This is a genomic window from Aquiflexum gelatinilyticum (genome assembly GCF_024741135.1).
In the GTDB taxonomy this organism is placed as follows: Bacteria; Bacteroidota; Bacteroidia; order Cytophagales; family Cyclobacteriaceae; genus Cognataquiflexum; species Cognataquiflexum gelatinilyticum.
Map to the genome: position 1 here is coordinate 671,064 of NZ_JANSUY010000001.1, position 13,633 is coordinate 684,696.

14 protein-coding genes are annotated in these 13,633 nt (G+C 40.5%); 6 read left to right on the top strand and 8 right to left on the bottom strand.

Translation table 11 applies throughout. The annotated features are described in order from the left end of the window. Nucleotides 1-80 precede the first annotated feature (80 nt). Nucleotides 81-536 carry a hypothetical protein gene (locus tag NU887_RS02835; protein ID WP_258421840.1) on the top strand — a complete coding sequence of 152 codons (456 nt, stop codon included), beginning with the start codon at nucleotides 81-83 and terminating at the stop codon, nucleotides 534-536. Here NU887_RS02835 and NU887_RS02840 read toward each other — a convergent pair. From NU887_RS02840 to NU887_RS02855, 4 genes are all read right to left on the bottom strand, one after another. Next, nucleotides 523-1,281: a hypothetical protein gene (locus NU887_RS02840; protein WP_258421841.1), complete on the bottom strand. Its 759-nt coding sequence runs from the start codon at nucleotides 1,279-1,281 to the stop codon at nucleotides 523-525. The two genes, NU887_RS02835 and NU887_RS02840, sit on opposite strands and share 14 nt — an antisense overlap. A gap of 170 nt (nucleotides 1,282-1,451) precedes the next feature. Continuing rightward, nucleotides 1,452-2,654 (bottom strand): ATP-grasp domain-containing protein, encoded by a 1,203-nt coding sequence (locus tag NU887_RS02845; RefSeq protein ID WP_258421842.1) that lies wholly within the window; start codon nucleotides 2,652-2,654, stop codon nucleotides 1,452-1,454. A 31-nt stretch (nucleotides 2,655-2,685) separates the two neighbouring features. After that, complete coding sequence (locus tag NU887_RS02850; protein ID WP_258421843.1) at nucleotides 2,686-3,108, bottom strand: DUF2141 domain-containing protein; 423 nt, start codon at nucleotides 3,106-3,108, stop codon at nucleotides 2,686-2,688. Continuing rightward, nucleotides 3,105-4,181, bottom strand: a complete 1,077-nt coding sequence (locus NU887_RS02855) for an AMP-binding protein (RefSeq protein ID WP_258421844.1) — start codon at nucleotides 4,179-4,181, stop codon at nucleotides 3,105-3,107. Before NU887_RS02855 ends, NU887_RS02850 begins: the two co-directional genes overlap by 4 nt. 81 nt (nucleotides 4,182-4,262) lie before the next feature. Here NU887_RS02855 and NU887_RS02860 point away from each other — a divergent pair, with 81 nt between their 5' ends. Beyond that, nucleotides 4,263-5,102: a 1,4-dihydroxy-2-naphthoyl-CoA synthase gene (locus NU887_RS02860; RefSeq protein WP_258421845.1), complete on the top strand. Its 840-nt coding sequence runs from the start codon at nucleotides 4,263-4,265 to the stop codon at nucleotides 5,100-5,102. Beyond that, a complete protein-coding gene (locus NU887_RS02865) occupies nucleotides 5,102-5,944 on the top strand; it encodes an alpha/beta hydrolase (protein WP_258421846.1) in 843 nt (280 codons plus the stop codon). The genes NU887_RS02860 and NU887_RS02865 overlap by 1 nt, the downstream gene beginning before the upstream one ends. An 84-nt stretch (nucleotides 5,945-6,028) precedes the next feature. Here the strand turns inward: NU887_RS02865 and NU887_RS02870 are convergent, their stop codons facing one another. Further along, nucleotides 6,029-6,832 (bottom strand): universal stress protein, encoded by an 804-nt coding sequence (locus NU887_RS02870; RefSeq protein WP_258421847.1) that lies wholly within the window; start codon nucleotides 6,830-6,832, stop codon nucleotides 6,029-6,031. A gap of 99 nt (nucleotides 6,833-6,931) precedes the next feature. After that, nucleotides 6,932-7,537, bottom strand: a complete 606-nt coding sequence (locus tag NU887_RS02875; RefSeq protein ID WP_258421848.1) for a class I SAM-dependent methyltransferase — start codon at nucleotides 7,535-7,537, stop codon at nucleotides 6,932-6,934. 377 nt (nucleotides 7,538-7,914) lie between these two features. Between NU887_RS02875 and NU887_RS02880 the strand changes: the two genes are divergently transcribed. The 3 genes from NU887_RS02880 (at nucleotide 7,915) to NU887_RS02890 (ending at nucleotide 9,455) form a co-directional block, all read left to right on the top strand. Further along, on the top strand, nucleotides 7,915-8,811 hold the full coding sequence (locus tag NU887_RS02880; protein ID WP_258422045.1) for a sterol desaturase family protein: 897 nt from the start codon (nucleotides 7,915-7,917) through the stop codon (nucleotides 8,809-8,811). Continuing rightward, nucleotides 8,792-9,055 carry a hypothetical protein gene (locus NU887_RS02885; RefSeq protein WP_258421849.1) on the top strand — a complete coding sequence of 88 codons (264 nt, stop codon included), beginning with the start codon at nucleotides 8,792-8,794 and terminating at the stop codon, nucleotides 9,053-9,055. Before NU887_RS02880 ends, NU887_RS02885 begins: the two co-directional genes overlap by 20 nt. A gap of 64 nt (nucleotides 9,056-9,119) precedes the next feature. Next, on the top strand, nucleotides 9,120-9,455 hold the full coding sequence (locus tag NU887_RS02890) for a rhodanese-like domain-containing protein (protein ID WP_258421850.1): 336 nt from the start codon (nucleotides 9,120-9,122) through the stop codon (nucleotides 9,453-9,455). Between the two features lie 76 nt (nucleotides 9,456-9,531). Here the strand turns inward: NU887_RS02890 and NU887_RS02895 are convergent, their stop codons facing one another. Both NU887_RS02895 and NU887_RS02900 read right to left on the bottom strand, forming a co-directional pair. Further along, nucleotides 9,532-11,124 (bottom strand): glucoamylase family protein, encoded by a 1,593-nt coding sequence (locus NU887_RS02895; protein WP_258421851.1) that lies wholly within the window; start codon nucleotides 11,122-11,124, stop codon nucleotides 9,532-9,534. Beyond that, entirely contained in the window at nucleotides 11,121-13,604 is a 2,484-nt protein-coding gene (locus tag NU887_RS02900) for a penicillin acylase family protein (RefSeq protein ID WP_258421852.1), read from the bottom strand. Before NU887_RS02900 ends, NU887_RS02895 begins: the two co-directional genes overlap by 4 nt. Nucleotides 13,605-13,633 lie beyond the last annotated feature (29 nt).

The following is a 13,633-nucleotide window of genomic DNA, read 5'->3' on the forward strand; positions in this document are numbered from 1 at the left end:
AAAACAGTAACTTAATTTCGGAAATTAAAATAAATTTAAAACCAAGCAATGAACATTTATATCAATAAAACCCAAATAATATGAACAGCAATTCATTCAAACAAGTAGGTGTGTGGATAGACCATTCTAAAGCACATTTTGTTGGATTCAATGATGGGAACACCGTTTTGATCGAAACGTTAGAATCCCCTTTTGAAAGTATGAAGCGGGAAGTTGGGGAAGGAAGCGACAAAACTCGGTTTTCTTCCTCCAATGAACATTCCTCCAACAACGAACATAAAAAACACAATATTTCTCAAAAAGAACTTAACGAATATTTCAAAATGATGGAAACCAAACTTCATTCTTTTGATGATATTCTTCTGTTTGGTCCTGGTGTAGCCAAAGAACAAATGCGGAATCGCCTGCGCGAAAACAAATCTTTTGATGGGAAATGGCTATCTGTACAGACGAGTGATAAGCTTACCGATAACCAACTCTTGGCCTTTGTGAGGGATTTTTACATCAATGCCAATCCTGATTTCAAATCAGTCTGAGAAAGCCTTGTTTAATTTTACTTACTGCATCAAAGGAGTCGTCAATATTGAAGACTCCTTTTTGCATATCATGCCAATACCCATCTCCGCACTCGATAAAATGACCTTTTTGGGTTGGCTTTGACTCGGTTGCGATTCCATAATCATAGTCAGGTAAAAAAATAAATGAAAGCAATTCTTTGGTTTGGTCCCAATCGGCTTCTTTGGTTTTTCCATTCACAGTTGCCTCAATTTTTCTGATCGAAAATTTCACTGTCAAACTGATTTCATATGACAAGTCTTTTTCCCGGATCAGGTAATGAATGGTAAGTGGGGCTTCTTTTTGGGTGATTTCATAAATAGCCTGAATGTAATCTTGCGAAAGAAATTGCCATTCTTCCTGATTTAGAGGTACGGTCCGAACAATTTGTCCCTGCGAATCTTTTACTAGGAGTTTGATGCCACCCTCTTCGTCCAGTTTTTTATTGGACCATTTGGACTTTGCATACAAGTCCCTGAGTGGTTTTTCCCACACTTTTGGAATTTCTCCCTGAAAATGAAAATCATCATCTATTGAAAAACCCTCATTAAGAATTTCATCCTCAGTGATATCTTCACGGTCGGTATACACCAAATCCAATTGGGTATCCATAAAATTCTTTCCAAAACCGATTTTTAACTTGAATATATGACTGTATGGCGGGGGCATTACGCCTGAATCATATTCAATTTCGATTCTTGTCAAGTCTTCTGTTCTGAGATGCATTGCTTTTGGATTCAATTTAGGGATTTACTTAACTCCAAAATTAAGGGATTCTTTTGATTTTGGGTATGAAGGAAATAACCCTTAATAAAAATGAATTGGTTCAATAGCACATTTATTCCTTGATTTTTAATATTTCTATGATAATTTCTTGTCAATATTTATCAGAAAGATTATGCCAACAGTTCTTTGTTTTTGACCTCCGGTTTGAGTTGGATATATTTTTTGAGATCTGAATGAAGAATTTCTGTCAGCTCGGATTCATTTCCCTCAGAAGTTTCGCTAAATAAAAACCCAAAAACGCCGAACTTGTCCAAGTCGATTTTTCTCAGGTGCAGCGGGTTTTCAAAATCTGACAGTAGCACATCATAATCAAATCCTGCGATTTCTTGAGTCTCAAAGCCGGTTGTATTGTCCAAAAGGATCAAACTGTATTTTTTTCCTTTTCTTGTTTTGAAGATGGCTTCCCAATCCGGCTTTTTGGAGTAAAAAAAATGTTCATAGGAATTGATTTCATATGCAAACCATGAAAGGTCTCCGGTAGTGCACCATCCTCCAAATCTCATTGGATTGACTTCAATAGGAAAAAGTTTTCCCTCGTCGTCAATCCTGATTTCAATATGCAAAGGGAAATTTCTGAGTTTCACTTTTGACCCTATAACTCCGAGAAAGTCCAAAATAGGACTTTGAAGTTTTTGGATGATTTCGGGGGAACTTGAATAAACCCGATCGCTGACGTCATTTTCTGAAGTGAAGACATGGTGCAGAATGTTTAAAACCACAGGATTGCCTTCTCCATCAAAATAACAATCAAAAGCATATTCTTCTCCCCTGATGTATTGTTCTATGATAAATTCGGTATTGTCTATGACCTCCTTGGGATATAGAGATTGAGTCCTGATAATGTCATGTTCAATTTTTGCAATTGTGCCTGTCCACGCTTCGGGGCTATCCACTTTGTATACCGCAATGCTGAAAAAACCCACTGCAGGCTTGATGATAAACGGAAATTTGAATCCGGAAACATCCATACTTCTCAGATTTTCCGCTGCCACAGCTTCGAAAAAGTAATCAGGATAAGCCGATTTTATAAGGTTTCTAAACTTATACTTGTTTTTGAAAAGGTCTATGATTTCGGGAAGATCCGTTCCTTGGGTATTTTGTTGGATCCAACTGATGCTGTTCTCCGAATTGGTGTAGATAGGAGTGTGGGGATTATCCTTGAGAATGCGGGCCGCATCTTCCTCAGCCACCCAATTGATGGCTTTGTTGCCTCCAATTTGCTTTGCTTCTTTGGTGGCGATGACCGGGAATTTATTTTCAATAATCGTCTGTAGCAGGAAATCTGATACATAAGGGTAATCAAGCAGGATCATTTTGAAAGGGTTTATTGACGCAAAAGTAATTTCATCTCAGCTTGATGCTGACATTATTTTTACCGGCGGTTACTTTAAAGGCAGCTTTTTCAAAATGAGGTGGTCCAAACATGCCCATCGCGTCATTTGAAAAACCATATCCATCCCTTGGGATTCCAAATGCATTGGTTCTCAATTTGCCTGTATTCTGACTGTCATGAAATACCGAAAGTGCATAAGTCCCTTCCGGAACAGGTCCAAAATCAACCACCGCCTTCCCGTCTTTGATCTTGACAGAGGCACTTTTGAAGGCTTTAGCTTCATCATCAGGAAATCCTGACTCACCTTTGAAAAGCAAGACCCTGACTAATCCTTGGTCGCTTTTGACGTGGGTGACCTGAAGGGAAAGTGTTGTTGGATTTTGATTTACGAGCAAAAATGGGAACATGATCAAAAAAAGAATTAGCAGTTTCATTTTGCGGATTTAATGGTTTCTGATTTATTGATTTTGCCGGAAGGGGTCTTAACAAATTCCTTAACGAAGATGACTTCTTTTGGGATTTGGTATTTGTGGACCAAGTCGGAAATGGAATACAGCAATTTTCCTGCCTTTTCATTATCTGTCCGGTTAGATTCGATGACCAAGACCAATTTTTGACCCAACTTCTCGTCATCCAGTCCGAAAAGAAAAAACTCTACCTTTCCATAATAGGCTTCAATAGTAGGAGCAATTTGGGACTCCAAGTTTTCCGGTTGGATTTTGAATCCTCCGGAATTGATGGTGAAATCTGATCTCCCGATCCACATGAAATGCTTCTCATCCACGATATCTACCAAGTCATTTGTTTGCAACCTTTTTTCTTTTGACATGGGCGCTTCTATCCAAAGCCTTTTGTCCAGATCTATACCAATGGTTACCCCGGGAAGTGTTTCATAAACCAACTCAGTTCCTGCTATTTTGGCCAAAGCAATATGGGAAACAGTCTCGGTCATTCCGTAAGTCTGGAAAGCAGAGATATTTTCCTTCGAAACAAGTTCAAGAAGTGATTTAGGAGAAGGTGCTCCGCCGATCAGAAGAGTTTTGATTTTTCTCAGTTTTTGGAGGGAGGGGTTTTGGGAAAGGCATGAAGCTACCTGCATCGGGACCATTGCCACTAAGTCAAATTCGCCATCCACCAATTCTTCTTCGAGAGGATTTTCTTTTGGCTTGGTCAATATCAAGTCCGCATCCCACATCATTGCCCTCACCAACATCATTTTGCCGGCTATCATTTGGGTATTGAGGCAGCAAAGCAGGCGGGGATTTTTTGCCATTCTGAAGAATTTTCTTGTAGCTGTTGCTGAATTCTCCATCTGTATCCGGTCTACAGTAATGGTCTTTGGGATTCCTGTCGAACCTGAGGTTTGGAGCAAAAAGGAATCCTGCCCCTGCAACCAACTTTGGCAAAAGTGAAGTGCTTCATTAAAATAAGTATCCCCTTCCTCCCAATTTCCTTTTAGGATTTGGTCAAAACTGTATGCATTTTTTTCAAGAATGATTTTTCCCATTGTAAGCATTGCCTTTTCAAAAATCAACAAAATTCCTTTAAGGCTGTTATCTTGCGTAAAATAATTAAACCAAAAAACAGCATGGAGATCAATTGGAAAACCGCTAAGGTATACGAAGACATAACCTATAAAAAATGTGATGGCGTGGCAAGAATTGCTTTTAACCGGCCTGAGGTAAGGAACGCTTTTCGCCCAAAAACCACCAAAGAACTTTATGATGCTTTTTATGATGCTCAGGAGGATACCTCGATAGGTGTGATTTTACTTTCAGCGGAGGGTCCTTCTCCAAAAGACGGGATCTACTCTTTTTGCTCTGGTGGTGACCAAAGGGCCCGTGGTCAGCAGGGCTATGTCGGGGAGGATGGCTACCACAGACTGAATATCCTGGAAGTTCAGCGTTTGATCCGGTTTATGCCAAAAGTCGTCATTGCCGTAGTCCCCGGTTGGGCGGTAGGAGGAGGACATAGCCTACATGTGGTCTGTGACCTGACTTTGGCGAGTAAAGAACATGCTATTTTTAAGCAGACCGATGCGGATGTGACGAGTTTTGATGGTGGATATGGTTCGGCGTATCTTGCCAAAATGGTGGGACAGAAGAAAGCCCGCGAGATATTTTTCCTCGGCAGAAACTATTCTGCACAGGATGCCTATGATATGGGAATGGTCAATGCCGTGATTCCACATGCCGAATTGGAGGATACCGCCTTTGAATGGGCGCAGGAAATATTAGCCAAATCTCCCACTTCCATCAAAATGTTGAAGTTTGCGATGAACCTGACAGATGACGGTATGGTCGGACAACAGGTTTTTGCAGGGGAAGCGACGAGGTTGGCCTACGGCACAGAGGAAGCAAAAGAGGGAAGAAATGCCTTTTTGGAAAAGAGAAAACCGAATTTCAAAGACATCAAATGGATCCCTTAATGAAACATCTGGAGACAAGTTATTCGACACATGATGGCTTGAAGCTTTACCTACAGGCTTGGATGCCGGAATTACCCAAAGCAGCAGTCCTGATTGTTCATGGTTTGGGGGAACATTCTTCCAGGTATGCCCATTTAGCCAAAAAGTTTGCAGATAAAGATATTGCCGTTTTTACTTTCGATGGGAGGGGACATGGCAAATCCTGTCTTCCAAAGCCGGATGCCTACTTTTCCGATCATGAGGATTACCTCAAAGACATCGATGCTTTGTTTGGTAAAGTAAAAACTTACGTTCCCAATGTCCCTGCATTTATTTTTGGACACAGTATGGGTGGCGGATTGGTTGCCGCCTTTGTGTTGAAATACCAGCCCAATGCAAAAGGGATTGTCCTAAGTGCTGCTGCTTTGAAGCCTGCTGATGATGTCTCCAAATTACTTATAGCAGCTTCCTCGGTGGTCAGTAAATTAGCTCCAAGGTTGAAGGTTTTGAAATTGGATAGCAGCAAAGTTTCACACGATCCTGCAGAAGTTAGAAAATATGATGAAGATCCGTTGAATTACCATGAGGCAATTCCAGCAAGGACAGGCTATGAACTGCTCAGGATGATGAAAGAAATTGATCAAAAATCGAAAGAATTCAAACTTCCGGTTTTGTTGCTCCACGGAACAGGAGACATGCTGACCAATCCAAAAGGATCGGAGGAGTTTTTTGGGAAAATCTCATCTCATGATAAATCCTTCAATAAATATCCAGGCCTTTTCCATGAATTGGTCAATGAATATGAAAAGGAGGAAATCATGGGAGATATTGTCAAGTGGATTGAGGAGAGGGTGGATGCTTAATTCTTGGATAAAGATTATTGGTTAAAATGGTAAGAAGTAAAAGGTAAGAGGTAGAAACCGATTACCTTTAACCATTCACCTTTTTCACTTGATCACCAAAAGCGGCACATGGGTATGGTAAGCCATCTCCAGACTCGTGCTTCTGTTGAATAGGTATTCAAAAAAAGATTTGTTTTTGTAAAACATCACCAAAATAGCGCCTTTGTTTTTGTTAAGGTAAGATTCCATTCCTGTATTGACATCGGCAGCAGATTCCACCACAAAGTTGATTTCTTTACCCCCAAATTTTTCTTTTAACAACTCCTCAAGTCCAATCAATCCAAGGTCTTTTTCAAAACTATTTTCAGTCTTGACATGAAAAAATTCGTAAGGCAAGTTCATGTGACCTGTAAGGTTGAACAATAAATTGAAGAATTTTTCATCTTCTTTATCCAACTCAAGACCTATAGAGAATTTTGACCAGTTTTCCCATTTCGCATTCTGGGGGACTGCCAACACAGGAACCTTGCTTTCCTTGATAACATGACCTGTATTTGAACCTATAAGAGCCTTTTTTATTCCGCTTGCTCCTTGGGTTCCCATTACAATAAGGTCGAAATCATCCCTATACGCCAAGGCAGTTACAGTAGATGCCACAGTTCCCTGGACAATTCTATAATCAAATTCAATTCCTTCTTTTCGACCTAATTCGGAGGATTTTTTTAGGGCTTTTCTTGCATCAGCTTCTATCTGCCCTACTATTTCGGTCGCCTGAGCAGCAAAATCATAAACAGCATAAAAGGCAAACATCAGCATGATCGAAGCCTTCTCTTTCAAAGCAATTTTCTTCGCAAATTCGAGCGCATTGTTTGCATTATCTGAAAAGTCGGTGGGAACAAGGATTTTCATGGCTATTCCTGGTCTAGGTAAAACATTTTGTACTTTCAGGTTTTTTATTTGGTCTCAATTTAAGAGAATTTAAAAAACAAAAAGCTGATATTCATCAGTTTATAATTTGATTTTTTTCCCTACCAATCTGATAACATGTGCCTCACCGACGTGGCCGATACCTTCATTCAGTTGGATTATCCCGTCAAATTCGATTTCCCATTTTAGGTTTTTAAAAATTGATTTTAAACTTGAAAGTTCATAAAGCATGTCAAGATTTTTTGGACCACCTGATTGGTATTGGAGCTGGTTTTTCCCAAAACCTTCAATGATCAATGTACCGGCAACTTTCAGGGCTTTTTCAAATTTGGAATAAACTTCAGCCAAAATCTCTTCTGGAAGGTGAAAATACACCAAGGCCACAACATCAAAAGATTCCGGTTCGAGCATATAGACCAAGGCATCACATACATAGTAATCGATCTTAAGTCCGAGTTTATCAGCTTTTTGCAGACAGTGTTTTTTTCCGATCTCACTTTGGTCAATTGCCGTTACCCTCCAACCCAATGAAGACGCATACAGGGCATTCCTGCCTTCTCCTTCACCCGGAAAAAGGATTTTGCCAGGTACGATAGAAGCGATATTTGATTTTACAAACTCATTGGGATGTTCTCCGTATAAATTAGGAGATTGTAAAAATTTATCATTCCAGAAAATATTGTTCATTTTTAGTTTTTGCCCAAATAACTCCAAAAATTTTCATGAGTTCAGTAATAAAAGGTACTTTTTCGGATTAAAATCATGAATAAATGTAACATTCGTCACATTTTTTTGTGGTGCTTGTGATTACTTTTGAATTGTAATAATAAAACAGTTAATATTTCAGACTCTGAGTTTTGGGTAATTGGAAATTGGCTTTTATTATTTCCGAATAAGTTAATTGGAATTCTAAGTTGGTCAAAAAAAAGTAAGCTTGGGAAAAAGGTGAAAATCCCCCCAAGCTGAAAACAAAGATAATTAGTTGTGGTTTATGGGAGTATCGAAAGAGGGCAATCATGTGGATTGTCCTTTTTCTTTTAAATGAAAAAAGCTGGAATATGGAATTGGAGAAATACATCAAAATCATCGGGGATTCTTACTATGGTTATTGGAATTACCTCATCAGCGAAATGTTTTACCCTTCTTGGCACAATTACTTTTGGTGGCTGCTAGGACTATCTGTTGGGGTTTGGTTATTGGAGATTTTTCGTCCCTGGAGGGAAAATCAATCAGTATTCAGAAAGGATTTTTGGCTGGACGGTTTTTATATGTTTTTCAACTATTTCCTATTCTCCCTGATCGCCTACAATGCCATTTCCAATGTTGCGGTAGAAGCATTCAATGACTTCTTGGGATTATTCGGGATTGAAAATATGGTGGCCTTACATATTGAAACCTGGCCAAGATGGTCCCAATTTTTGCTGTTATTCTTGGTTGCGGATTTTATTCAATGGAATGTCCACAGGGTGTTGCATAGGGTTCCGATCCTTTGGGAGTTCCATAAAGTCCATCACTCTGTAGAAGAAATGGGTTTTGCGGCACATTTGAGATTCCATTGGATGGAAACCATCCTTTACAAATCTGCCCAGTATATCCCTCTGGCCATGATTGGGTTTGGATTAGAGGATTTTTTTATCGTGCATATTTTCACCACAGCCATTGGCCATTTGAACCATGCCAACCTAAGAATCACGTATGGTCCTCTGAAATATATTCTGAATAATCCCATCATGCATTTATGGCATCATGTGAAAGTTTTGCCAAAAGACAGGCCTTACGGAGTCAATTACGGCATCACCCTCAGTGTATGGGATTACCTTTTTGGTACCAATTATATTCCCCATGAAGGCAAAGATGAACCACTGGGTTTTGAAGGAATGGAAGAATTTCCCAAGACTTTCTTCCAACAGATCACTTACCCATTTATAAAGAAAAAGCAACATGAAAGCAACCCTCAATAATTGGCGATTTGTCATTATCCTCAGCCTGACTTTGGGTTTGGCCCCTTTTGTCCCTGAGCCACATATATGGGGACAGATCAAATGGATAGCAGGTGGTGCCAAAGGGATGGCTGCTTTAGATTGGTTTGATTTTGTATACCATGCCATTCCTTGGGCATTGTTGATCAGACTTTCCATCCTCCAACTGACCGGTAAGCTCCCAAAACCGGTAGAGAATCGAACAGAAGCAAAGAATCCTATGTGATTTTGGTTACGGTTTGGCAATATTTCTGACCATAACTTTGTAATCATAATAAAACGAAAAAAACATGTTTGATTTCTTTAGAACTAAACCAAAAAAATATACAGACCTATTTTGTGAAGATTTCCAAAAAGGTATGACTGCCAAAGATGCTGTTATCCTTGATGTAAGGACAGCAGGAGAGTTTCACTCCGGAAAATTGAAAAGCGCAAGGAACATTGACATGATGAGTCCAAACTTTATGTCCCAAATCCAAAATCTTCCCAAGGATAAAAAGTATTATATCTACTGCCGAAGTGGAAACAGGAGCGGACAGGCTTGTGAAATCATGAGTGAAATGGGATTTGAACACACTTATAATATGGCCGGAGGAATTATCAGATGGCCTTACGAAATCGTTTAAAATATTGATTGGGTTGAATGGTGTTAAAGTCCATCGGCAGGCAACTGACCGATGGATTTTTTTTTCCTTCAATCTGTCATTGCTCTTCCCATCCATTTTTGTTGACTGAGAATCCGAGTTTTTCCAAGCCTGAGGAGATTTCGGGAGCCTGCATGAAGAGCTTCCAACCCAAGCCTGTGCGGTAATTTTCGATCATGCCCACTATTGGTCCTTGGTCAATTGCAAGATATCTTTTTGGGAAAAATTCATGTTCCAGACTCATGGCATCATAGAAACCATATCTTCCAAAAACCTTGTCACCGTAGTTGAAATATAGGTTTTTCAAGACTTTCATAGATTCTTCATAGGAATAAGGAATGGAAGAAAGTGCCGCAGTCGGAGAAATAACCCCTGTATCATTTCCCGGATGGTGGGCATTATAGCCATTGATGGAGTAGGAGGCAGTCAATCCCCAAAGGTCTTCTCCATATCCCTTAAAGTTTCCCGGATTTGCAATACACCATGCCCGATTGATCAGGGTTTGGTTTTGGTTTTCCTCCCAATAATCGGCATACTCATCATTCAATCCCCTTGGATCCAAGCCCATGTAAGAGTAATGGGCCCAAAACAAAGGACCTCCCATTTTTTCGGCATAATTGTGTCTAAGCTGTAAAGGCAATCCAAAAGCTTCTACCGGGTTTTTGATACTTCCGGACCGTGCCCATCCTTCATGGTATGCGGTAGGGTCGATAGTAAAAGTTGGTGAAGCGGCCGCCAGGACATAGGTAATCAGACATTCATTGTATCCTTCCAAGGGGAAATTCATTTCCCATCCAAAGTTGGGGGACCAATGCCAATACAATTTGTTTTCCCCGTTTTTGGTATGAAAATTCCATTGCATCTCTTCCCAAAGTTTGTTGATTCTTTGTGATAATGCTTTCTCGTCGTCACTCCCGTTTCGGTAATATTCCCTTACCGCTAGGAGTCCCTGCATCAGGAATGCGGATTCCACCAAGTCTGCGCCATCGTCTTTTGGGGAAAAAGGTTTGGTTTTGCCTGTTTGGCCATCGATCCAATGTGCCCATATACCGTGGTATCGGTCAGCTTTTTCCAAAAAAGTAGCCATTTTTTCAAAGTGTGCAAGTCCCTGTTCTTTGCTTATCCAACCTCTTTCAATTCCTGCTATCAATCCAAAAATCCCAAATCCTGTTCCACCTGTGGTGACAATATGGGCATCATTTTCAGGGTATTCGCCATCGATATGAATCCTTTCAGGCGCCATACCGGAAGTGGGTTCTGCACCATAGTAAAAATACCTAAAGGTGTAAAATTGAACCATGTCCAATAATTCTTCCTCATTCATTTCACGGGTTTGGGTGGTAATCTGTGCGATTTCCTTCTTCCCTTTGTTGGTGACTGCTTCAATTTTATAGTCTATTGGCTTTCTTCCATCTTCCTTATTCATCCAAAAATCCATCAGCAATGTGTCTGAAGTTTCTGCCCTTTGTGCAAATTCGCTTCCTTCGGTTCTGGCAAAAATCAAATAAGAATTTGCTCCCTCAATTTTTGGCCATTGGAGTTCAATGTGGCTGTCATATGGAAAAACAAGGATTTCAACCTCTTTTTGATTGCATGAAAAGACACCTGATAAGGCAAGCAGGCAGCTAATAAAAATATGTCGGATTTTCATGGGTTTATTGGTTTTAAGTAGATTCGCTCCATTGCGTTTTTTTTGACTCTTTCATAGTCGAATGGTATGTTGACAAATTCGTCTGCCGCCCAAATAGGAAATAGATTTCTATAAAATGGACTATTTGGATTCCCAGATTGTCCGGGAGTATTGATGCCAATGGTTTTTTCCCAATCGCCGGTATCGACTACAATCCTGAATGAAGCACCTGAAGTATTTTTGTCTCCATAGGCATTTGCACCGGGGGTAAAACTGTAGCCTCCTCTCGCCACCGGACCTGCATCCAATTTTTCCTTCCATTCATCCGACAAGGCCGGGCTCAAAGGATGAGTGATGTAGGCGTGTTTGTAGGAAGTCTGACCGTATTGCCAGTTGTTACTGTTTTTTCCAAGTTTTGACTCGAGTTCCTGAATTGCCAACTCAAAGCAATTTACGAGAAACTTATCCCTTTCAATAGCAGCATTCCTTGAAAATAAGTGGTCAGGATGCTCTATCCAACTTATCACACGGGTCATCTGTATACTGCCCACCAAATCCATCACCTCTTTGGGAACTGATATTTCCTTTATTTTTTCTCTGATTTTTCTTTCCCACATGACATAAATTCCTGCGGGAATAGAGTTCTTTTCCAACTTATAATCCCAATCTAATAGCATACCCCTCAATTTCCCAGCTTCATTTTTCTCGAAAACAAGATCCTTTAAGTAGGGGACCAAGGTTCTTGCAGGAAGCGACAGGTAGTCATTTTGAAGCTTTCCCATTTCTTCAACAGAAAAATTGGTTCCTTTTCCGAGAACTTCTCTGACCCGGTCACCGCGAAACGAGTCAGACCATTCATAACCTAGGGCATTTTTGTGTGGATAGTCCGCCGGAGTTACGTTTTCATTGGCGGTGGCTATAAAACCATTTTCAGGGTTATAATCATGTGGTCTCTCCGAAATGGGTAAGTAGCCGTCCCATTCCTTACTGCCATCTCCCAACGTCACAACCAGACCTGAAAAACCATTTCTGATAGGTGAGATTCCTGTTGCCTGCCAACCGATATTCCCTTCCCTGTCTGCCCAAATCATATTTTCGGCGGGAATGTGGTTGTAAGTACAAGCATCCCGAAACTCCTCCCAAGTAGTCGATTGGTCCATTCTCAGGCTTGCCAAATAGGGTGCGCCGCCCTTTTCAAGCCATGCACACTGTACTGCAACTGCTTTTTTCAGATACTGATCTACGAATGTCACCGGACCATGGATAGTATAGAAATGTTTCACAACAGCATCGGATTTCCCTTTTACTTTGATAGTGTCGGTAATTACTTCCATCTCATGCCATTTTCCTTTATGGAAATATAGTTGCGGGTTTTCGGGATGAATGTCATAGATGCGCATGTCCTCGTTATCTGTTTCGAAAATCGTCAGACCCCAAGCTCCAAATTGGTTATGACCTATCGATACTCCGGGAATCACAGGTTCTCCGGCGCCCACCACATCCCAACCGGGCGCATGAAGGTGAACCATATACCTAAGAGAAGGAACTGCGATCAGTCTATGGGGGTCATTTGCCATGATGGGATAACCACTTTCAGTTAATTTGCCACTGACTACCCAATTGTTGCTTCCTATGGAGAATTTCTCAGTCTCGAGGGTTTCCTGAATATCTGTTTCATATTCCAGTAATTGGGTCATGAATTTTTCGGGATTGTTTCGGGCTTCCGGGATGATGTATTCAGGATAATAGGTCAGGCTTTTGCGAAAAGCATTGTAGGGAGCAAGAATATCCTTGAACAGTAATTCCTTCGGGATAGACTTGTCAAGATCCAAAATGGGTTCATTGGGGTGGAAATAGTGGATTTCTTTTGTTTTTTCAGCGCCGATTAGACTTACTATCCTGCTAAAATTCAGTTCATCCCTGACGTTTTCGAGCAGTCCTTGATGGCGGGAAATGACTACTTCCCAAGTCCATAATTCAGGCAAAATGCCCAAAAGCCTGAATTCGAAAGGAAGGTTTTCCGGCGATTGGAGGGCTTCTGCAATGTAGGCGTTGACTCCTTCCACAAAGGAATCAATGATCAATTCACCCCTTGGATGGTAATGGGCCAATTCGGATTTTTTATCTCCTCGAAATTTGAAAAGCCTGACTCCTTTATCCCGATCCAATTCTTTTTCCCCGAAGATTTCTGCCATGGTTCCCGTGGCCTGCCTTCTCCAGATTTCAAATTGGAATAAGCGGTACTTGGCAGCCATGTAGCCTTGGGTGAAAAAAAGGTCATGCTCGTTTTTGGCAAAAATATGGTTGATCCCGCTACTGTCCCGAAATACTTCGACTTCCCCGTGCAGATTTTTTATGCTGAGTTGTTGTGAAAAAGAATTTTGGTTTATTACTATGAAGAGGAGAAGTATAAATAAGATGTTTGGTTGTTTTTGGAGTTTTCTCATTGTTCTTAATTTCTTGCCTGATACAAATAAATGGTCAGGGAGTTTTAATGTCATTTTTAAGTTCTGAAAATATTTTGAATCCA

Bases quoted from the DNA above. Each gene is read 5' to 3' on its own strand.
- NU887_RS02835 (WP_258421840.1), top strand. From the start codon at position 81: ATGAACAGCAATTCATTCAAACAAGTAGGTGTGTGGATAGACCATTCT.
- NU887_RS02840 (WP_258421841.1), bottom strand. From the start codon at position 1,281: ATGCATCTCAGAACAGAAGACTTGACAAGAATCGAAATTGAATATGAT.
- NU887_RS02845 (WP_258421842.1), bottom strand. From the start codon at position 2,654: ATGATCCTGCTTGATTACCCTTATGTATCAGATTTCCTGCTACAGACG.
- NU887_RS02850 (WP_258421843.1), bottom strand. From the start codon at position 3,108: ATGAAACTGCTAATTCTTTTTTTGATCATGTTCCCATTTTTGCTCGTA.
- NU887_RS02855 (WP_258421844.1), bottom strand. From the start codon at position 4,181: ATGGGAAAAATCATTCTTGAAAAAAATGCATACAGTTTTGACCAAATC.
- NU887_RS02860 (WP_258421845.1), top strand. From the start codon at position 4,263: ATGGAGATCAATTGGAAAACCGCTAAGGTATACGAAGACATAACCTAT.
- NU887_RS02865 (WP_258421846.1), top strand. From the start codon at position 5,102: ATGAAACATCTGGAGACAAGTTATTCGACACATGATGGCTTGAAGCTT.
- NU887_RS02870 (WP_258421847.1), bottom strand. From the start codon at position 6,832: ATGAAAATCCTTGTTCCCACCGACTTTTCAGATAATGCAAACAATGCG.
- NU887_RS02875 (WP_258421848.1), bottom strand. From the start codon at position 7,537: ATGAACAATATTTTCTGGAATGATAAATTTTTACAATCTCCTAATTTA.
- NU887_RS02885 (WP_258421849.1), top strand. From the start codon at position 8,792: ATGAAAGCAACCCTCAATAATTGGCGATTTGTCATTATCCTCAGCCTG.
- NU887_RS02890 (WP_258421850.1), top strand. From the start codon at position 9,120: ATGTTTGATTTCTTTAGAACTAAACCAAAAAAATATACAGACCTATTT.
- NU887_RS02895 (WP_258421851.1), bottom strand. From the start codon at position 11,124: ATGAAAATCCGACATATTTTTATTAGCTGCCTGCTTGCCTTATCAGGT.
- NU887_RS02900 (WP_258421852.1), bottom strand. From the start codon at position 13,604: ATGACATTAAAACTCCCTGACCATTTATTTGTATCAGGCAAGAAATTA.